This is a genomic window from Streptomyces sp. NPDC005728, from assembly GCF_040630895.1.
Lineage (GTDB): Bacteria > Actinomycetota > Actinomycetes > Streptomycetales > Streptomycetaceae > Streptomyces.
The window spans coordinates 51,537-70,733 of the sequence record NZ_JBEXYL010000007.1; the positions used below are offsets into that span (position 1 = coordinate 51,537).

Genomic DNA, 19,197 nt, shown 5'->3' on the forward strand with positions numbered 1-19,197 from the left:
GGGAGAGTGGTCTTTACCACTCGTGAAGGGAGCGCATGTGAGACGGAACCACAGCACGACTCCCCGACTGACCCGCGTCCTCGGTTCGCTGCTGCTTCTGGCGGCGGCAGGCGTGTCCACCGTCGGCGCGGCGCCCGCACCGAAGGCCACGACGGCGACCCCGCTGGACCAGGTGGTCCCGGCACCCGCCTCGGTCAGCCCCGACGGATCCCCGTACCGCATCACCGCCGCCACCCGCGTCCGCGTCGACGACTCGGCCGAGGTCCGCGGGATCGGCACCTACCTCGCCGGCATCCTGCGGCCCTCCACCGGCTACCCGCTGCCGGTCACCGGGCAGGGCGCCGACGGCATCCGGCTCCACCTGACCGACGGGCCGTTCGGCGCCGAGGGCTACCGCCTCACCAGCGGACCCGGAAGCGTCTCCCTCACCGCGAGCACGCCCGCCGGCCTCTTCCACGGCGTCCAGACCCTGCGCCAGCTGCTCCCGGCGTCCGTCGAGAAGAAGAGCGTCCAACCCGGCCCCTGGCGGATCGCCGGCGGCACCATCGAGGACCGCCCGCGCTACGGCTACCGCGGCGCGATGCTGGACGTCTCCCGGCACTTCTTCACGGTCGCCCAGGTCAAGCGCTACATCGACCAGTTGGCCCTGTACAAGATCAACACTCTGCATCTGCACCTCAGCGACGACCAGGGCTGGCGCATCGCCGTCGACTCCTGGCCGCGCCTGGCGACCTACGGCGGCTCCACCCAGGTCGGCGGCGGCCCGGGCGGCCACTACACCAAGGCCGACTACCGGGAGATCGTCCGCTACGCCGGCTCCCGCTATCTGGAGGTCGTCCCCGAGATCGACATGCCCGGCCACACCAACGCGGCCCTCGCCTCCTACGCGAAGCTCAACTGCGACGGCACCGCACCCCCGCTGTACACCGGCACCGAGGTCGGCTTCAGCTCGCTGTGCGTGCCCGAGGAGGTGACGTACCTGTTCGCGGACGACGTCATCCGCGAGCTGGCCGAGCTCACCCCCGGCCGCTACCTGCACATCGGCGGTGACGAGGCGCACTCCACCAGCCACGCCGACTACGTGAAGTTCATGGACCGCGTGCAGCCGATCGTCGCCAAATACGGCAAGACGGTCATCGGCTGGCACCAGCTGACCGGCGCCACCCCCGCCAAGGGCGCCCTCGCCCAGTACTGGGGCCTGGACGGCACCAGCGCGGCGGAGAAGGCCCAGGTGGCCAAGGCCGCCCAGAACGGCACCGGGCTGATCCTGTCTCCGGCCGACCGGATCTACCTCGACATGAAGTACACGAAGGACACCGAGCTGGGCCTGGACTGGGCGGGCCTGGTGGAGGTGAAGCGCTCCTACGACTGGGACCCGGGCGCCTACCTCCCCGGCGCACCCGCCTCGGCCGTCAAGGGCGTCGAGGCACCCCTGTGGTCCGAGACGCTCACTCGATCGTCCGACATCGAGTACATGGCGTTCCCGCGCCTCGCGGGAGCGGCCGAGCTGGGCTGGTCCCCGGCGGACACCCACGACTGGGCGCGCTACCAGGTCCGCCTGGCCGCCCAGGGCCCGCGCTGGGACGCCCTCGGGATCACGTACTACAAGTCGCCCCAGGTTCCCTGGCCGACGCACTGAGCGAAGGCCGACGGGCACCCCGGAGGACCGTACTCCGGGGTGCCCGTCCGTCTGCGCGGGCCGTCAGAACCCGGCGATCGGGTTCTTCAGGTTCCCCACCAGCTGGAGCGCGCCGGACGGATCGGCGAGGTCCACCATCTGCCGGTTGTCGCGCAGCTGGAGCCGGTTCAGGCAGGACAGCGCGAACTCGGGCGCGAACATGTCGTACTGGCGGAACTTCTCGGCCAGTTCGGGCGACGCCTCCTGGTACTCGCGGGTGACCTCCGCGACCGTGCGCCAGAAGCCGTCCTCCGTGAGGATCCCCTCGGCGGCGAGGTCGGCCGCGAGGAACCGGAAGAAGCAGTCGAAGACGTCGGTGAAGACCGACAGCAGCTTCTTGTCCTCGGGCACCTCGACGGCGATCCGCCGGACCTCGGGCGGCAGGACCGCGTCCGGGTCCATGACGGCGATCTCCTCGGCGATGTCCTTGTAGATCGCGCGCTGCACGACCCCGTCCTTCAGCACGAGGATCACGTTCTCGCCGTGCGGCATGAAGACCAGGTCGTAGGCGTAGAAGCTGTGCAGCAGCGGGGTGAAGTAGACCCGCAGGTACTGCCGCAGCCACTCGGCGGGCGCGAGGCCCGACCGCTCGATCAGCGCGCCCGCGAAGGAGGCGCCCTCGCGGTCCACGTGCAGCAGCGACGCCATGGTCGCGAGCGACTCGCCCTCGCCGAGCGAGGGCACCGGGCTCTCCCGCCACAGCGCGGCCAGCATCTTGCGGTACGGCGAGTAGCGGTCGGTGGCCTGCTCGTACTCCAGATGCCGGTAGCCGACGGCCGCCCGCTCCCGGATGATCGAGAGCCCGGTCGCCTTCAGCACGCTGTCGTTCTCGATGAGCTGGGCGAGCCAGTCGTTGATCGCCGGGGTCGCCTCCATGTAGGCGGCCGACAGCCCGCGCATGAAGCCCATGTTGAGCACGGACAGGGCCGTCTTCACATAGTGCTTGTGCGGGTCGGAGGAGTTGAAGAAGGTCCGTATGGACTGCTGGGCCAGGTACTCGTCGTCGCCCTCGCCCAGGCACACCAGGTGCCGGCGGGCCACCTCGGCGGCGAAGGTGACGCTGAGCTTGTTCCACCACTGCCAGGGGTGGACGGGTATGAGCAGGTAGTCGGCGGGGTCGAGGCCCTGGCCGGTGAGCGTCCCGTGGAACCGCTCGACGGTCGCGGCGCCCAGCTCCTGCCGGACGAAGGTCTCGTACTCGATCCCGACGCCCGCCGTGAAGGCGGCCCGCGAGCGGTGCGCGGCCAGCCACACCAGCCGGACCGGACTCGCGGTCTCCGGCGCGTAGGACAGGTACTCGTGGACGCCGAACCCGAGCCGCCCGTTGTTCGCGACGAAGCAGGGGTGGCCCTCGGTCATCCCGGTCTCGATCGCCTGGAAGCCGCTCCGCGCCAGCTCGGCGGAGGTGACCTCCGGCTTGGTGAGCTTGTAGCAGGTGCCGGACAGGGTGGAGGAGATCTCCTCCAGGTAGACGGGCAGGACGTCGTCGCTCAGCCCCAGCGCCTGCCGCAGCTCGATGAAGAAGTCCAGTGCGGCGAGGGGGAGTTCGCTGCCTTCACGGTGCCGGGTGATCGAGCCGGCGTCGACCGCCCAGTGGTCGAGGCCGCGCAGGGTGGCCGCGAACCGGTAGGCGGTGAGCCCGTCGTCGCTGCGGACGACGTACCGGTCGCCGTCCTTCTCGGGACTGATCAGCCGCTCATGGGCGAACTCGGCGAGCGCCTTGCGCACCAGCAGGCGGTTGGCGGTGTCCCAGTGCTCGGGGGACAGATGGGCCACGGCGTCGGCGAGGCTCATGCGGCCACCCCCGCCGCCGCGACGAACTGCTCCCGCGTGCAGAAACTCAGCAACGCCTTCTTCTCCGGCTTCTGTATCTCCCGCTCGGGCACGAACCCGACGGCTTCGTTCAGGGCGTGCACGGCCTTGTTGCCGACGTCGGGCTCGACCACGACCCGCCGCGTCGCCGGGTCCTCGAAGAGGTGCGCCATCACGGCGGTGATGACGGCCCTGGTGAACCCGTGCACGGGTGTGCCGGTGGCCGGGGTCAGGAAGTGCATGCCGACGTCCCCGGGCTCCGGCTCGTACAGCCCGACCAGTTCGCGGTGGGCGGGATCGTACTTCTCCATGAGGAAGGAGGGCTCGCCGTCCAGCAGCCCGAGGAAGGCGTGGTGGTGAGCGTCGGCCGCGATCTCCATGTAGGCACGCTCCACGTCCTCCGGCTTCGCGTCCTGCATCATCCAGTACGCCGCCTTGGGATGCGTGACCCAGCCGTGCAGCAGCTTGGCGTCCTTCAGGGGGTCGAGGGGGCGGAACGTGAAGGTCATACGGCGAACTCCTGGAAGGCCACGGTCTTCTCGACCGGGTAGTACTCCGTGCCGAGCAGCGCACGGATGATGTACGCGTTCCGGTACGCGCCCATGCCCAGGTCGGGGCTGGTGATGCTGTGGGTGTGGACGCCGGCGTTCTGGAGGAAGACGCCGCGGCCGGTGACGTCGACGGCGTAGTTGCGGGCGACGTCGAAACGGCCGTGGCCGTCGAAGCACAGGCGGTCGCGGATCGGGTCGAGGAACGCCGGCGGCTCGTAGTGGTAGCCGGTGGCCAGCACCAGGCCCTCGGTGCGGATCTCGAAGTCCTTGTCCTGCTCGTCCTGGTGGAAGCCGAGCGTGTACGAGCCGTCCTCATGACGGGCACTGGTCAGCGAGGAGTTGGTGAGCAGACGGGTGGGGACCGGGCGGTCGCCGCTTTCGACGTTCTTCTGGTAGAGCAGGTCGAAGATCGAGTCGATCAGATCCGAGTTGATGCCCTTGAACAGGCCCTTCTGCTGCTTCTCCAGCCGGTAGCGGGTGTCCTCGGGCAGCGCGCGAAAGTAGTCGATGTAGTCCGGGGACGTCATCTCCAGGGTCAGCTTGGTGTACTCCAGCGGGAAGAACCGCGGTGACCGGGTGACCCAGTTGAGCTGGTATCCGTGTACATCGATCTCGGAGAGCAGCTCGTAGTAGATCTCCGCCGCGCTCTGGCCGCTGCCGACGATCGTGAGGGACTTCTTCGCCTGCAGCTCCGCCTTGCGGTGCATGTACTGCGCGTTGTGCAGGAAGTCGCCGCCCAGTCCCTGGCACGCCTGCGGAACATAGGGGACCGTTCCCGTGCCGAGGACGAGATGCCGGGCGCGAAACGTTTCTCCGGTGTCGGTGCGGACGACGTAGCGGTCGTCCTCGTACGTCACCTCGGTGACCGTGGTGCTGAAGCGGACGTTGCTGAGCCTGTTCGCCGCCCAGCGGCAGTAGTCGTTGTACTCGACCCGCAGGGGATAGAAGCTCTCGCGGATGTAGAACGAGTACAGCCGGCCCTTCTCCTTGAGGTAGTTGAGGAAGGAGTACGGCGAGGTCGGGTCGGCCAGGGTGACCAGGTCCGACATGAACGGGGTCTGGAGGTGGGCGCCGTCCAGGAACATGCCGGCATGCCACTCGAAGTCGGGCTTGGAGTCGAGGAAGACGCCGTCCAGTTCGGCGATCGGCTCGGTCAGACAGGCGAGGCCGAGGTTGAACGGGCCGAGCCCGATCCCCACGAAGTCGTAGGTCTTGTTCGGGGTTTCAGGACGCGCGGTCAAGGGACTCTCCCAGGTACTGCTCGGCGTGGCCGGCGATCAGGTCGAGGACGGCGGCGATGTCGGCCGGCGTCGTCTCGGGATTGAGCAGGGTGAACTTCAGGTAGTGGCGGCCGGCGACCTTGGTGCCCGCGACCACGGCGTCGCCGGAGGCGAAGAGGGCCTTGCGGGCGTACAGGTTGGCGCGGTCGATCTCGGCCGGGTCGGTGACGGCCGCCGGGATGTAGCGGAAGACGAGGGTGGAGAGGGACGGCTCGACGACGACGTCGAAGCGCGGGTCGGCCGCCAGCAGCTTCCAGCCCTCGGCCGCCAGGTCGCAGACCTCGTCGAAGAGTTCGCCGATGCCGTCGGCGCCCATCACCCGCAGCGTCATCCACAGCTTGAGCGCGTCGAAGCGGCGGGTGGTCTGCAGGGACTTGTCGACCTGGTTGGGGATGCGCTCGTGCACCATGCGGCGCGGGTTCAGGTACTCCGCGTGGTAGGTGGCGTGGCGCAGGGTGGCCGTGTCCCGGACCAGCACCGCGGAGGAACTCACCGGCTGGAAGAAGGACTTGTGGTAGTCGACGGTGACCGAGTCGGCCCGCTCGATGCCGTCGATGCGGTCCCGGTACTTCAGCGAGGCGAGCAGTCCGCAGCCGTAGGCGGCGTCGACGTGCATCCAGGTGCCGTACTGGGCGCACAGCTCGGCGATCTCCGGGAGCGGGTCGATGGAGCCGAAGTCGGTGGTGCCGGCGGTGGCGACGACGGCCATGGGGACGAGACCGTCCTGCGTGCAGCGCTCCAGCTCGCGGGCGAGGGCGACGGTCTGCATCCGCTTGTCGTGGTCGACGGGGACGGCGACCACGGACTCCTGGCCGAGGCCCAGCAGTTTCGCGGACTTCTTCACACTGAAGTGGCTGACCTCGGAGGCGAAGATGCGCAGCTTGCCGGGCGAGGGCCGCCCTTCCCACCCGTCCTGCCCCGGCTTGGCCTCCTCGCGGGCCAGCAGCAGCGCCTGCAGGTTGGACTGGGTGCCGCCGGAGGTGAACACGCCGTCGGCGGCCGGACCGAGGCCGATGCGGGCGGTGGTCCAGTCGATGAGCCTGCGCTCGATGAGGGTGCCGCCGGCCGACTGGTCCCAGGTGTCCAGGGAGGAGTTGACCGCGGAGAGCACGGCCTCGCCGAGCACGGCCGGGATGACGACCGGGCAGTTGAGGTGGGCGAGGTAGCGGGGATGGTGGAAGTAGACCGCGTCGCGGAGGTAGACGTCCTCCAGCTCGTCCAGGGCCGCGGCGGTGTCGCCCAGCGGCCGGTCGAGGTCGATCGTGTCGATGCGGGGGGTGAGGGCGTCGACGGTGACGCCGGTGAACGGGCGGTCGGTGGTGGCGAGTTTGGCCGCCACGCGCTCGACTCCTTCGGTCACAGAGCGGCGGTAGTGCTCCGCGGTGAGGCCATTGAGCAGGTGCGAGCGCATGTGGGGGTCCTCCGAGGGGACTGTCCGTGCGGGAGATCCGTGCGGGATTAAAGGGGCGAGGGGTGAAGTTCCGCGGCTTCAACTTAGGTTAGCCTAACCTAAGTAATGAACTCGGAACCGCACCCCTCCCGTGACTGCCGTCACTTCGGCGGGAGTTACTCCGCCGCGCGCAGCTGCTCCTCCGTCATCCCCTGGCGCCAGTAGCCGACGAAGGTGACCCGCCGCCGGTCGACCCCGCGCTCCCCGACGAAGTGCCGGCGCAGCGCCTTGACCTGACCGGACTCACCCGCGATCCAGACGTACGGCCGCTCGGCGGCGGGGAGCGGGTCTGCGCGCACGGCGTCGACGGCCATGGGGGCCCCGTCGCGCCGTACGAGCCACGTGATCTCCGCGTCCGCCTCGGTCGCCACGTCCTGGATGTCACCGGCGTGCGGCACCTCGAGCCAGGCGCGGGCACGCGTGCCGGCCGGGAGCGATTCGAGGATGGCGGTGGCCGCGGGCACGGCGGTCTCGTCGCCCCAGAGAACGACGAGATCGGTGTCCTGCGGGGGCCGGAACCGGATCGCCCGGTTGTCTGCGATCGCCGGGCCGAGCAGCAGGACACGGTCGCCCGCGGCGGCCCGGGAGGCCCAGCGGGAGGCGGGCCCGGCCCGGGTGCCGGAGCCGGGTCCGACGCCGTGCAGCGCGAAGTCGATGTCGATCTCGTCGGGCTCCCGGCGCAGGGCACGGAGCGTGTACGAGCGCATCACCGCCCGTACGTCGTCCGGGAGTTCGCGCCAGCCCTGCCACCAGCCGTCCCCCAGCTCCAGCGGTACGACCGGCTCGGTCTGCCCCGGATGCGGAAGGAAGAGCGACAGGGACTGATCCCGTCCCTCCGAGTGGAAGGCGTGCAGATCGGCTCCCGCGAAGGTGACCCGGACCAGAGACGGTCCGAGCCGCCTCGTCCGTACGACCTGAAGCGAGAAGAAACGGAACGGGGCGGCTACGGCCGTCGTCATATGTGCTCCTGAGCTCGGGATTCAGGAAGGGATGTGAAAGGCGGTCAGCTGACCTTCTTGGCCTTTTCGAGGGCCTCCGCCAGGCTCGTCAGCAGCGGCACGCACTTGTCGTACGAGAGGATCGGCTCCGGCGACCGGGCGATGACCTGCCCCGCCTTCACCGCGGGCAGCTTCTTCCAGGTCGCCTTGGTGATGTCGGCGGGCTGGATGGTCGAGGAGCGGTCGTCCATCATGATGATGTCGGCCTGGTACTTGTCGACGTTCTCCCAGCTCAGCGACTCGTACCAGCCGCCGCCCTGCTTCTTGGCGTTCTCCGGCGGCTCCACGAAGTTCACGCCGAGGGACTTGAAGTACTCCAGGTCGATGGAGAGGTTGGTGCCGGAGACGTAGAAGAGCTGGTCGCTCGCGGAACCGGCCATCACCTTGATCTGGGGCTTGGCCTTGGCGGCGGCGCGCAGCCGGGCGGCCGCGTCCTCGAACCGCTTCTTGGCGTCCGTCACCGCGGCGGCCTTCATGTCCGCGCCCAGCGACTCGGCCAGCTCCCACATGCGCCGCAGCGGCTGGGTGAGCTGACGGTCGTAGACGGAGAGGCCGACGCCGGGGGCCAGTTGGGCGATCTTCTTCTTCGACTCCTCGGGGACGTACCAGAGGGTGCCGACGTTGTCGAACATCGTCGTGATGAGCACGTCGGGCGCGAGGGCCGCGTACTTCTCGATGTTGAACTGACCCCAGGTGTTGCCGAGGATCGTCACCTTGCTGATGTCCATGTCCCCGGCCTGGACGTCGGCCTTGCCCGCGGTGGTCTTCGTGGGCCCGAAGACGCCCTTGACCTGGATGCCGTAGTCGTGGAGCGCGGCGCCGACGCCGGTGAACGCGACGATGTTCGCGGGGATCCTGTCCAGCTTCACGGTCGTACCGCGGTCGTCCTTGAAGCTCCAGGGGCCGGACTTGCCGCTCTCGGCAGCCTTGCCGGAGTCCCCGTCTTTGCCCTTGTCGTCCCCGCAGGCGGCGAGCGCGGCACCGAGTCCGAGGGCGCCGCCCGCGGCGAGCAGGCCGCGGCGAGTGAGGTGGGTGGCACGGGCATGGGGCATGGATATGACTGCTTTCGACCGGGGCGTGGCGCCCGCCGGACAAGTTCGAAGGTAGGTTAGCCTAACCTCAGCTGATGTCCAGGGGGTGGGGCGCCTGCGCCGGCCGGGAGACGGCGACGGCCGCGGTACCCCACAGGGTGCCGCGGCCGTCGGGTTCTGCGTCAGCCCGCGAGCCCCAACTCCCGGGCGATCAGCATCCGCTGCACCTCGCTCGTGCCCTCGCCGATTTCCAGGATCTTGGAGTCGCGCCACATACGGGCCACCGGGTACTCGTTCATGAAGCCGTAGCCGCCGTGGATCTGGGTGGCGTCGCGGGCGTTGTCCACCGCGACCGTGGAGGAGTACAGCTTGGCCAGGGCCGCCTCCTTCTTGAAGGGTTCGCCCGCGACCAGGCGGCTGGCCGCGTCGCGCCAGGAGAGACGGGCCGTGTGGGCCTTCATCTCCATGTCCGCGAGCTTGAACTGGATGGCCTGGTTGGCGCCGATGGGCCTGCCGAAGGCGTGGCGTTCCTTGGCGTACTTCACCGACTCGTCGACGCAGCCCTGGGCCAGGCCCGTCGCCAGGGCGGCGATGGCGATGCGGCCCTCGTCGAGGATGCGCAGGAACTGGGCGTAGCCGCGGCCCTCTTCGCCCAGAAGGTTGGCGGCAGGCACCCGGACGTCGGCGAAGGACAGCTCGCGGGTGTCCGAGGCGTTCCAGCCCACCTTCGAGTACGGGGCCGCCACCGTGAAGCCCGGCGTGCCCGACGGAACGATGATCGCGGAGATCTGCGGCCTGCCGTCAGGCTTGCGGCCGGTGACCGCGGTGACCGTCACCAGACCCGTGATGTCCGTACCCGAGTTGGTGATGAAGCACTTCGTGCCGTTGATCACCCATTCGTCGGTGGAAGGGTCCAGGCGGGCCGTGGTGCGCGTCGCCCCGGCGTCGCTGCCGCCGTCCGGCTCGGTGAGCCCGAAGGCGCCCAGGATCTCGCCGGAGCACAGGCGGGGAAGCCACTCGCGCTTCTGCTCCTCCGTGCCGAACAGGTGCAGGGGCATGGCGCCCAGGGACACGCCCGCTTCGAGGGTGATGGCCACGGACGAGTCCACCCGGGCCAGTTCCTCCAGCGCGAGGCCGAGGGCCAGGTAGTCGCCGCCCATGCCGCCGTACTCCTCCGGGAACGGCAGCCCGAACAGACCCATGCGGCCCATCTCGCGGACGATCTCGTACGGGAACTCGTGCCGCTCGTAGAAGTCGCCGATCTTCGGCGCCACGACATCGTGCGCGAACTCCTCCACCGTGCGGCGGAGTTCCTCCAGCTCGGGGCTGAGTCGGTGGTCCATGCTGATCACTGGTCCTTGTGGGAGAGAGCGCGGACGGTACGGGACGGGCTGGGCCGGCCCAGCTGTTCGGCCATCCACACGCTGGTGGCGGTCAGACGGCCGAGGTCGACCCCTGTCTCGATGCCGAGGCCGTGCAGCATCCATACGAGGTCTTCGGTGGCGAGGTTGCCGGTGGCGGACTTGGCGTACGGGCAGCCGCCGAGGCCTCCGGCCGAGGCGTCGACGGTGGTCACGCCGTGTTCCAGGGCCGCGAAGGTGTTCGCGAGCGCCTGGCCGTAGGTGTCGTGGAAGTGCACGCCGATCGTGTTCGTCGGCACGCCCTCCTCGTTCAGCAGGGAGAGCAGTTCGAGGACGTGGCCCGGGGTGGCGACCCCGATGGTGTCGCCGAGGCTCAGCTCGTCGCAGCCCATGTCGCGCAGGGCCGTGCAGACGCGGGCCACCTGGTGGAGCGGGACCGCCCCTTCCCAAGGGTCGCCGAAGCACATCGAGACATAGCCGCGCACGTGCGCGCCGGCGTCTTTCGCCTGCCGCACCACCGGGTCGAACACGGCCAGCGACTCGTCCAGCGTGCGGTTGAGGTTGGCCTTCGCGAACGACTCCGTGGCGCTCGCGAACACCGCGATCCGGCGGGCGCCGAGCGCCAGCGCCCGCTCCAGGCCGCGCTGGTTGGGCACCAGCACGGGCAGGTCGACACCGAGGCCGCCGACGAGCGGGAACAGCTGCTCGGAGTCGGCGAGCTGGGGCACCCACGCGGGGTGGACGAAGCTCGTCGCCTCGATCGTCGTCAGGCCCGCGTCGGCCAGCCGGCGGATGAACTCCGCCTTCACCTTCGTCGGCACGGCCGTCTTCTCGTTCTGCAGTCCGTCCCGCGCGCCGACCTCGTGGATCCGCACCCGCGCGGGCAGGGCCTGCGCCGGTACGACCATGGGCAGTCCTTCGGAGCTCACTCCGCCGCCTCCTTGGGCGCGATGACGGCCAGCACCTGATCCATGGCGACCGTCGTGCCCGGTGTGACGTCCAGTTCGGCGACCGTGCCCGCGTGCGGCGCGGAGATGACGTGCTCCATCTTCATCGCCTCGACCACCAACAGGCTCTGTCCCGCGGTGACCTCGTCGCCGACGGCGACCTTCACCACGGTCACCGTGCCGGGCATGGGTGCGGTGAGCGAGTCGGCGCCCGCGTGTGCGGACCGGGTGAGGGAGGCGGCCACCGGGTCGTGGTCGCGCACCTGCCAGGCGTCGCCGTCCCGGCCGATCCAGTCAGCGGCCCGGTGGAAGGAGTGCCGGACGCCGTCCAGGGTGACGGACACCCGGTCCTCGGCGACGGTGTGGGTGCCTCGTGGCGTGTACGTGACCGGATCGGCCACGCGCAGGCCGAAGGCGGGCTGCTTCGGAGTCCCGCCCAGCCGCCAGCCGCTCGGCACCGAGAAGGGGTCGGTCCAGCCTTCGCCCCGAGGCCGCAGCGCCTCCTGCCGTACGGCCGCCGCCGCCTCGTACACCTCCTCCGGTACGTCCGTGGAGACCAGCTCGTCCACCACCCGCTCCACCAGCCCGGTGTCCAGCTCGCCCGCCACCACCGCCGGATGGGCCAGCAGCCGCCGCAGGAAGCCCGCGTTGGTCTGCACGCCCAGCGTGACGGTCTCGGCGAGGGCGGCCCGGAGCTTGCGCAGCGCCGTCTCGCGGTCGGGGCCGTACGCGATGACCTTGGACAGCATCGGGTCGTACAGGCTGCCCACCTCGGTGCCCTCGCTGAGCCCGGAGTCGGTGCGGACGCCGTCGCCCTGGGGTTCGGTCAGCAGCAGCACCGTGCCGCCGGACGGCAGGAAGCCGCGGGCGGGGTCCTCGGCGCAGATCCGGGCCTCGACCGCGTGCCCGGTCAGCCGGACGTCCTCCTGCGCGAAGCCCAGCCGCTCCCCGGCCGCCACCCGCAGCTGCCACTCCACCAGGTCGATCCCGCCCGCGGCGCCGGCCGCACCAATGGATACAGCCAGCTCGGTGACCGGGTGTTCCACCTGGAGGCGGGTGTTCATCTCCATGAAGTAGTACGAGGACGGGTCGCCGCCCGGCACGATGAACTCCACCGTGCCCGCGCCCCGGTACTCGCACGAGCGCGCCGCCTGTACGGCCGCCTCGCCCATCGCCGCCCGGGTCGCCTCGTCGAGGAGCACACTCGGCGCCTCCTCGATGATCTTCTGGTGCCGCCGCTGCAGCGAGCACTCGCGCTCGCCGAGGTGGACCACGCCCCCGTGGCCGTCCGCCAGCACCTGGATCTCGATGTGCCGGGGCCGGTCCACCCACCGCTCCACCAGCAGGGTGTCGTCCCCGAAGGAGGCACGGGCCGCACGGCGGGCGGCCGCGATCTCCTCCTCCAGCGCGGACATGTCCCGCACCAGGCGCATGCCCTTGCCGCCGCCGCCCGCCGAGGGCTTCAGCAGCACGGGGGTCCCGATCTCCCGGGCGGCGTCGGCCAGTTCGGCGTCGGAGAGGCCGCTGCCGCTGGAACCCGGCACGACCGGTACCCCGGCCGCCTGCACCGTTTCCTTGGCGCGGATCTTGTCGCCCATGAGGGCGATCGCGTCCGCCGGCGGGCCGATGAAGACCAGTCCCGCCTCCTCGCACGCGCGCGCGAAGCCCGCGTTCTCGGCGAGGAAGCCGTACCCGGGGTGCACCGCCTGGGCGCCGCTGCGGACGGCGGCCTCCAGCAGCCGCTCCACCGACAGATAGCTCTCGGCGGCCGGCGCCGGACCGATCCGTACCGCCGTGTCGGCCTCCCGTACGTGCCGCGCGTCGGCGTCGGCGTCGGAGAAGACCGCCACCGAGCGCACGCCCAGCGAGCGGAGCGTACGGATGACGCGTACGGCGATCTCGCCCCGGTTGGCCACCAGCACTGTGTCGAACACGGTTCCCCTCCTCACATCCGGAAGACGCCGAACTGGGGGTCTCCCAGCGGCGCGTTGGCACAGGCGGTCAGGGCGAGGCCCAGCACCTGACGGGTCTCCAGCGGGTCGATCACGCCGTCGTCCCAGAGCCGGGCCGTGGCGTAGTAGGCGTTGCCCTGGCGCTCGTACTGCGCGCGGACGGGCGCCTTGAAGGACTCCTCGTCCTCCGCGGGCCACTCCTCGCCCCGGGCCTCCAGCTGGTCCCGCTTGACGGTCGCGAGGACGGAGGCGGCCTGCTCGCCCCCCATGACGGAGATCTTGGCGTTGGGCCACATCCACAGGAAGCGGGGGGAGTAGGCACGGCCGCACATCGAGTAGTTCCCCGCTCCGTACGAGCCGCCGACCACCACCGTCAGCTTCGGTACGCGTGTGCAGGCGACCGCGGTCACCATCTTGGCGCCGTGCTTGGCGATGCCGCCTGCCTCGTAGTCCTTGCCCACCATGAAGCCGGAGATGTTCTGCAGGAACACCAGCGGGATGCCGCGCTGGTCGCACAGCTCGATGAAGTGGGCGCCCTTCTGGGCGGACTCGGAGAACAGGATGCCGTTGTTGGCGACGATCCCGACCGGGTGGCCGTGGATCCGGGCGAAGCCGGTGACCAGGGTCTGCCCGAACTCGGACTTGAACTCGGCGAAGCGGGAGCCGTCCACCACGCGCGCGATGACCTCGCGCACGTCGTAGGGGGTGCGGGAGTCCACGGGGACCGCGCCGTAGAGTCCGTACGGGTCCACCTTCGGCTCGGCCGCCGGCTGCACCTCCCAGGGCAGGGACTGCCGCGCGGGCAGCGTGGCGACGATGTTCCGCACGATCCGCAGGGCGTGTGCGTCGTCCTCGGCGAGGTGGTCGGTGACGCCGGAGATCCGGGAGTGGACCTCGCCGCCGCCCAGCTCCTCCGCGGTGACGACCTCGCCGGTGGCCGCCTTCACCAGCGGCGGGCCGCCGAGGAAGATCGTCCCCTGGCCGCGCACGATCACGGCCTCGTCGCTCATGGCCGGGACGTACGCGCCGCCGGCCGTGCACGAACCGAGGACGGCCGCGATCTGCGGGATCCCGGCGCCGGACATCCGCGCCTGGTTGTAGAAGATCCGCCCGAAGTGGTCCCGGTCGGGGAAGACCTCGTCCTGCATCGGCAGGAAGGCGCCGCCGGAGTCCACGAGATAGACGCACGGCAGCCGGTTGTCGAGGGCCACCTCCTGCGCGCGCAGGTGCTTCTTCACCGTCATCGGGTAGTAGGTGCCGCCCTTGACGGTGGCGTCGTTGGCGACGATCACGCACTCGCGCCCGCTGACCCGCCCGATTCCGGCGATCACTCCGGCGGCCGGTGCCTGACCGTCGTACATCCCGTCGGCCGCGAGCGGGGCCAGCTCCAGAAAGGGCGACCCGGGGTCGAGCAGTGTGTCCACCCGGTCCCTGGGCAGCAGCTTGCCGCGCGCGGTGTGCCGGGCGCGTGCCTTCTCGCCGCCGCCGAGGGCCGCGGCGGCCAGTTTGGCGCGCAGCTCCTCGCCGAGTGCGAGGTGGGCCTGTTCATTGGCCCGCCAGGCTTCCGACGCGGGATCGGCCGCGCTCGTCAGCTCCGGTGCCTCGTGCATCCTGCGGTCCCCTCACCCAGTGGTCGTACTGTTAATGAGCGTTAACCATTTCCTTCAGGTTAACGACCGCTAACCTCGCTGTCTAGAATTGCTGGCATGGTCACCAGAACCGACGCCCCCACCCGTCGCGAGCAGATCCTCAAGGAGGCCGCGCGGCTCTTCGCCGAGCGCGGTTTCCACGGTGTCGGTGTCGACGAGATAGGTGCCGCGGTCGGCATCAGCGGCCCCGGCCTGTACCGGCACTTCCCGGGCAAGGACGCGATGCTCGCGGAGCTGCTGGTGGGCATCAGCGGCCAGCTGCTGACGGGGGCCAAGCGGCGCCTGGCGGAGGCCGACGGGCAGACCGGCGCCGAGGCGGTCCTGGACTCGCTCATCGAGGGCCACATCGACTTCGCCCTGGACGACCGCCCCCTGATCACCCTGCACGACCGCGAGCTGGACCGTCTGCGTGACAGCGACCGCAAGCTGGTGCGGCAGCTGCAGCGCCAGTACGTGGAGCTGTGGGTGGAGGTGGTCCGTGAGGTGTATCCGGACCTGACGGACGCCGCCGCCAGGTCCGCCGTCCACTCGGTCTTCGGCCTGCTGAACTCCACGCCCCACCTCGGCCGCGCGGGCACCCTGCCGGGCCGCGGGACCACTGCGGCGCTGCTGCACCGGATGGCGCGGGGGGCGTTCGCGGCGGCGGGTACGGGGGACTGACGCCGACCGCCCGCCGGCCCTCGCGGGGGGTGGGCAAGGTCACCCTGGACGCATGAACGTACTCACCGGTACCTTTGAGTCTGAGCAAGCGCTTAGACATGCCCGATGTCTTGCCGAGGTACGTGGAGGTGGGCGGCGTGCGCCGTACGGTGTTCAACGAGGATCACGAGGCGTTCCGGGAGACCATCCGCGCCTTCATCGAGGCCGAGGTCGTCCCTGTCTACGACGACTGGTTCGCCGCCGGCCAGGCCCCTCGCGAGTTCTACTACAAGCTCGCCGAGCTGGGCGTCTTCGGTATCCGGGTCGACGAGGAGTTCGGCGGCGCCGGCATCGACTCCTACAAGTTCGAGGCCGTCCTGTACGAGGAGACCGCCCGCGCGGGTGTCTCCTTCGGCGGCTCCGGCGTGCACGTGCTGCTCGGCCTGCCCTACATCAAGCTGCTCGCCTCCGACGAGCAGAAGAAGCGCTACCTGCCGAAGTTCGTCTCCGGCGAGGAGATGTGGGCCATCGCGATGACCGAGCCGGGCACCGGCTCCGACCTCGCGGGCATGAAGACCACCGCCAAGCTCTCCGAGGACGGCACGCACTACATCCTCAACGGCGCCAAGACCTTCATCACCGGCGGCGTGCACGCCGACCGCATGATCGTCTGCGCCCGCACCGCCGCGCCCACCGCCGAGGACCGCCGCCACGGCATCTCCCTCTTCGTCGTGGACACCAAGGCCGAGGGCTACTCCGTCGGCCGCAAGCTCGACAAGCTCGGCCTGAAGACCTCCGACACCGCCGAGCTGGCGTTCGTCGACGTCAAGGTCCCGGTCGAGGACCTCCTCGGCGAGGAGAACAAGGGCTTCTACTACCTCGGCCACAACCTGGCCTCCGAGCGCTGGGGAATCGCCTTCGGCGCCTACGCGCAGGCCAAGGCGGCCGTCCGGTTCGCCAAGCAGTACGTCCAGGACCGTGTCGTCTTCGGCAAGCCCGTCGCCGCCTTCCAGAACACCAAGTTCGAGCTGGCCGCCTGCCAGGCCGAGGTGGACGCCGCCGAGGCCGTCGCCGACCGCGCGACGGAGGCCCTCGACGCCGGCGAGCTGACCCCCGCCGAGGCCGCCTCCGCGAAGCTCTTCTGTACCGAGGTCGCGCACCGCGTCATCGACCGCTGCCTCCAGCTGCACGGCGGCTACGGCTTCATGAACGAGTACCCGATCGCCCGCCTGTACGCGGACAACCGCGTCAACCGCATCTACGGCGGCACCAGCGAGATCATGAAGACGATCATCGCCAAGGACATGGGTCTGTAAGGTCTCCGCAATCACTGGCCGGTACAACTAACGTCATGAGCCAGGCACTTCAGGACCTCCTCGATCTGCTCGACCTGGAGCAGATCGAGGAGGACATCTTCCGCGGCCAGTCCCGCTCCGCCGTCGTACCCCGCGTGTTCGGCGGGCAGGTTGCGGCGCAGGCGCTGGTCGCCGCCGGACGCACGGTCGCCGTGGACCGGCTCGCCCACTCCCTGCACGCGTACTTCCTGCGCCCGGGCGACCCCGGCGCGCCGATCGTCTACAACGTCGACCGCATCCGCGACGGGCGGTCCTTCACCACCCGCCGCGTGGTGGCCGTCCAGCACGGCAAGCCGATCTTCCACCTCTCGGCGTCCTTCCAGACGTACGAGGAGGGCCTGGACCACCAGACCCCCATGCCGCCCGCCCCGGACCCGGAGACCCTGCCCACCTCCGAGGAGCGGCTGGGCGGCTACGACCACCTGGGCGCGGCGGTCGTGGAGAAGTTCCTGGAGGCCCGCGAGGCGATCGACCTGCGGTACGTGGACGAGCCGCCGTACGGGAAGTTCGGCGAGCCGCGCGAACCGCACAGCCAGGTGTGGTTCCGCACCAACGGCAAACTCGACGACGACCCGCTGCTCCATGTCGTCCTCGCCACCTACGTCTCCGACATGACCCTCCTCGACTCCGTGCTGCTCGCGCACGGGCGCGGCGGCTGGGCCGTCGGGGACGTTGTCGGGGCGTCCCTGGACCACGCGATGTGGTTCCACCGGCCCTTCCGCGCCGACGAGTGGCTGCTGTACGACCAGGAGTCACCGTCCGCGCACGGCGGCCGCGGCCTCGGCCAGGCCCGCATCTACACGCGGGACGGCCAGCTCGCCATCTCGGTCATCCAGGAGGGCGTGGTCCGCGTCCCCCGGTCGGACTGAGGCACACCGGGTCCGTCCGGATCCCACTCCGGGACCCGCTCGGCGGACCTTCGCCCGAAATGACGAGTGACGCAAGGGGTACTAGGCTCTTCGAGTGAAAGCCGCAGCGCACGGCACGCTCGGCCGACGAGGATCCGTACCCCTCGGACCTCAGCCGCAGCGCAGGCTCGCGCGACCACGCACGGGTGGCTGCAGGCGTCGGCATCGATGGCATGCGCCGTGCGGCCCGACATGCCGCGGCGACACCTGAAGACCGCGCCGCTCTCTTCCTCATCCCGCGGCGACGGCCATCACCTCGGGCTCCCTCCAGGAGCCGCGAGAGACGATGGAGACGGAAGGTATTTCCCATGCGATCACAGCGCACGAGGCGCCTTGTCGCGATGTCCGCAGCCGGTCTGCTTCTGGCCGGTGGAGCCGCGGTGGGCGCGGCAGGCACCGCCTCGGCGACCTCGTCCGACCACGGCTCCTGCAGCTCGGACCGTGGTGACGACGGACGTCACGGCGACCACGGCTGGTGGGGCGACGATGACGACGACTACGGCGGCTACGGAGGTGACCACGGCGGCTACGGCGGCGGTGACCATGGCGGCTACGGCGGAGGTGACCACGGCGGCTACGGCGGCGGAGGCTACGGCGGCGGAGGCTACGGCGGCGGAGGCTACGGCGGCGGTGGCGGAGGCTACGGCGGCGGTGGCGGAGGCCACGGCGGCGGAGGAGGCGGTCACTGAGGTCCGAGACACGACCACACACTGAGCGCGGCGTGCGGCCCCGCCGGCGGGGCCGCACCTCGTGTGTGGCGGACCGTCAGGCCAGGCCCGCCTCCGCCAGCAGATACGCCGTCATGGGGTCGTAGTAGCGCGGACTGAGCACATGGTCGTCGAGTGGGACCGCCACCTGGAGGGTGCCCTCGGACTCGGCGAGGAACAGTGCGGGGTCGTTGCAGTCGGCGTACCCGACGGAGTCGACGCCGTGCTGTCCGGCGTACCCGGCCCAGCCGTGGTCGGCGACCACCAGGTCGGGCAGCGGACGCCCCTCACGCTCAAGTCCCGTCAGGATCGCCCGCATCGGCTCGCCGGAGTGCGTGTGCCACAGCGTCGCCCCGTGCTCCAGCACGGCCACGTCCGCGAACTGCATGACGTACCCCTCGTCCGTCTGCAGCCCGTCCGGGATGACGACGATCTCGCAGCCGGTGGCGCGCAGCGCGGCGGCCGTGGCCCGGTGCACGTCCAGCAGGCCGCCCGGGTGGCCGGTGGCGAACAGCACCCGCTGCTGCCCGTCGGCCGCCTTGCGCAGTCTGAGCGCGAGGCGCTCCAGGGCGTCCACGGTCAGCTCGGGGTCGATGGTGTCCTGTCCGTACCGGTACTCGGGATCGTCGTTGACACCCACCCGTTCGGCCATGACCGCGAGCACGTCCTGCTCGTCCGTCCAGCGGTCGTCAAGTTCCAGCCCGAACCAGAAGTTGCGCTCGCCGTTGGCCAGCCTGCGGTAGTGGGAGAGGTTGTTCTCGCGGGGTGTGGCGACGTCCCCCGCGATACGGGTCCTCACCAGGTGGTCGACGAGCTGGGCGCGGCTGGGTGTCCCGGATATCGGCATGCCTCCCATTGTGAGGCCAGCGGGCTCGGCGC

Annotated in this window: 16 protein-coding genes; 4 read left to right on the plus strand and 12 right to left on the minus strand. The window is 70.4% G+C overall.

Annotation, left to right across the window (positions count from 1 at the left end; all coding sequences use genetic code 11):
• The first annotated feature begins 37 nt into the window (after positions 1-37).
• Positions 38-1,639: a beta-N-acetylhexosaminidase gene (locus ABZ471_RS07520; protein ID WP_359063474.1), complete on the plus strand. Its 1,602-nt coding sequence runs from the start codon at positions 38-40 to the stop codon at positions 1,637-1,639.
• A 63-nt stretch (positions 1,640-1,702) separates the two neighbouring features.
• Here ABZ471_RS07520 and ABZ471_RS07525 read toward each other — a convergent pair whose 3' ends face one another.
• From ABZ471_RS07525 to ABZ471_RS07570, 10 genes are all read right to left on the minus strand, one after another.
• Complete coding sequence (locus ABZ471_RS07525) at positions 1,703-3,472, minus strand: IucA/IucC family siderophore biosynthesis protein (RefSeq protein WP_359063476.1); 1,770 nt, start codon at positions 3,470-3,472, stop codon at positions 1,703-1,705.
• On the minus strand, positions 3,469-3,999 hold the full coding sequence (locus tag ABZ471_RS07530; RefSeq protein WP_359063478.1) for a GNAT family N-acetyltransferase: 531 nt from the start codon (positions 3,997-3,999) through the stop codon (positions 3,469-3,471). Before ABZ471_RS07530 ends, ABZ471_RS07525 begins: the two co-directional genes overlap by 4 nt.
• Positions 3,996-5,282 (minus strand): lysine N(6)-hydroxylase/L-ornithine N(5)-oxygenase family protein, encoded by a 1,287-nt coding sequence (locus ABZ471_RS07535; RefSeq protein WP_359063480.1) that lies wholly within the window; start codon positions 5,280-5,282, stop codon positions 3,996-3,998. The genes ABZ471_RS07530 and ABZ471_RS07535 overlap by 4 nt, the downstream gene beginning before the upstream one ends.
• Positions 5,266-6,732, minus strand: coding sequence for a lysine decarboxylase DesA (gene desA, locus ABZ471_RS07540; protein ID WP_359063482.1), 1,467 nt, complete (start codon positions 6,730-6,732; stop codon positions 5,266-5,268). Before desA ends, ABZ471_RS07535 begins: the two co-directional genes overlap by 17 nt.
• 155 nt (positions 6,733-6,887) lie before the next feature.
• The gene (locus ABZ471_RS07545) at positions 6,888-7,730 is read right to left on the minus strand and encodes a siderophore-interacting protein (protein ID WP_359063484.1); all 843 of its coding nucleotides are present in this window, start codon (positions 7,728-7,730) and stop codon (positions 6,888-6,890) included.
• Positions 7,731-7,774: 44 nt separating this feature from the next.
• Complete coding sequence (locus ABZ471_RS07550) at positions 7,775-8,821, minus strand: ABC transporter substrate-binding protein (RefSeq protein ID WP_359063486.1); 1,047 nt, start codon at positions 8,819-8,821, stop codon at positions 7,775-7,777.
• A gap of 161 nt (positions 8,822-8,982) precedes the next feature.
• Positions 8,983-10,143 (minus strand): acyl-CoA dehydrogenase family protein, encoded by a 1,161-nt coding sequence (locus tag ABZ471_RS07555; RefSeq protein ID WP_359063488.1) that lies wholly within the window; start codon positions 10,141-10,143, stop codon positions 8,983-8,985.
• Between the two features lie 5 nt (positions 10,144-10,148).
• Complete coding sequence (locus tag ABZ471_RS07560) at positions 10,149-11,090, minus strand: hydroxymethylglutaryl-CoA lyase (RefSeq protein ID WP_359063490.1); 942 nt, start codon at positions 11,088-11,090, stop codon at positions 10,149-10,151.
• Complete coding sequence (locus tag ABZ471_RS07565; protein WP_359063492.1) at positions 11,087-13,042, minus strand: biotin carboxylase N-terminal domain-containing protein; 1,956 nt, start codon at positions 13,040-13,042, stop codon at positions 11,087-11,089. The genes ABZ471_RS07560 and ABZ471_RS07565 overlap by 4 nt, the downstream gene beginning before the upstream one ends.
• A gap of 11 nt (positions 13,043-13,053) precedes the next feature.
• The gene (locus ABZ471_RS07570; protein ID WP_359063494.1) at positions 13,054-14,670 is read right to left on the minus strand and encodes a carboxyl transferase domain-containing protein; all 1,617 of its coding nucleotides are present in this window, start codon (positions 14,668-14,670) and stop codon (positions 13,054-13,056) included.
• Between the two features lie 96 nt (positions 14,671-14,766).
• On the opposite strand from ABZ471_RS07570, the gene ABZ471_RS07575 reads away from it, so the two are divergent.
• The 3 genes from ABZ471_RS07575 (at position 14,767) to tesB (ending at position 17,572) form a co-directional block, all read left to right on the plus strand.
• The gene (locus ABZ471_RS07575) at positions 14,767-15,369 is read left to right on the plus strand and encodes a TetR/AcrR family transcriptional regulator (RefSeq protein ID WP_359063496.1); all 603 of its coding nucleotides are present in this window, start codon (positions 14,767-14,769) and stop codon (positions 15,367-15,369) included.
• A gap of 137 nt (positions 15,370-15,506) precedes the next feature.
• The gene (locus tag ABZ471_RS07580; RefSeq protein ID WP_359063707.1) at positions 15,507-16,664 is read left to right on the plus strand and encodes an acyl-CoA dehydrogenase family protein; all 1,158 of its coding nucleotides are present in this window, start codon (positions 15,507-15,509) and stop codon (positions 16,662-16,664) included.
• A gap of 35 nt (positions 16,665-16,699) precedes the next feature.
• Positions 16,700-17,572: an acyl-CoA thioesterase II gene (tesB, locus tag ABZ471_RS07585; protein ID WP_359063498.1), complete on the plus strand. Its 873-nt coding sequence runs from the start codon at positions 16,700-16,702 to the stop codon at positions 17,570-17,572.
• A 353-nt stretch (positions 17,573-17,925) separates the two neighbouring features.
• On the opposite strand, the gene ABZ471_RS07590 is transcribed toward tesB, so the two are convergent.
• On the minus strand, positions 17,926-18,312 hold the full coding sequence (locus tag ABZ471_RS07590) for a hypothetical protein (RefSeq protein WP_359063500.1): 387 nt from the start codon (positions 18,310-18,312) through the stop codon (positions 17,926-17,928).
• Between the two features lie 64 nt (positions 18,313-18,376).
• The gene (locus tag ABZ471_RS07595; protein WP_359063502.1) at positions 18,377-19,165 is read right to left on the minus strand and encodes a phosphatase; all 789 of its coding nucleotides are present in this window, start codon (positions 19,163-19,165) and stop codon (positions 18,377-18,379) included.
• Positions 19,166-19,197: the final 32 nt, after the last annotated feature.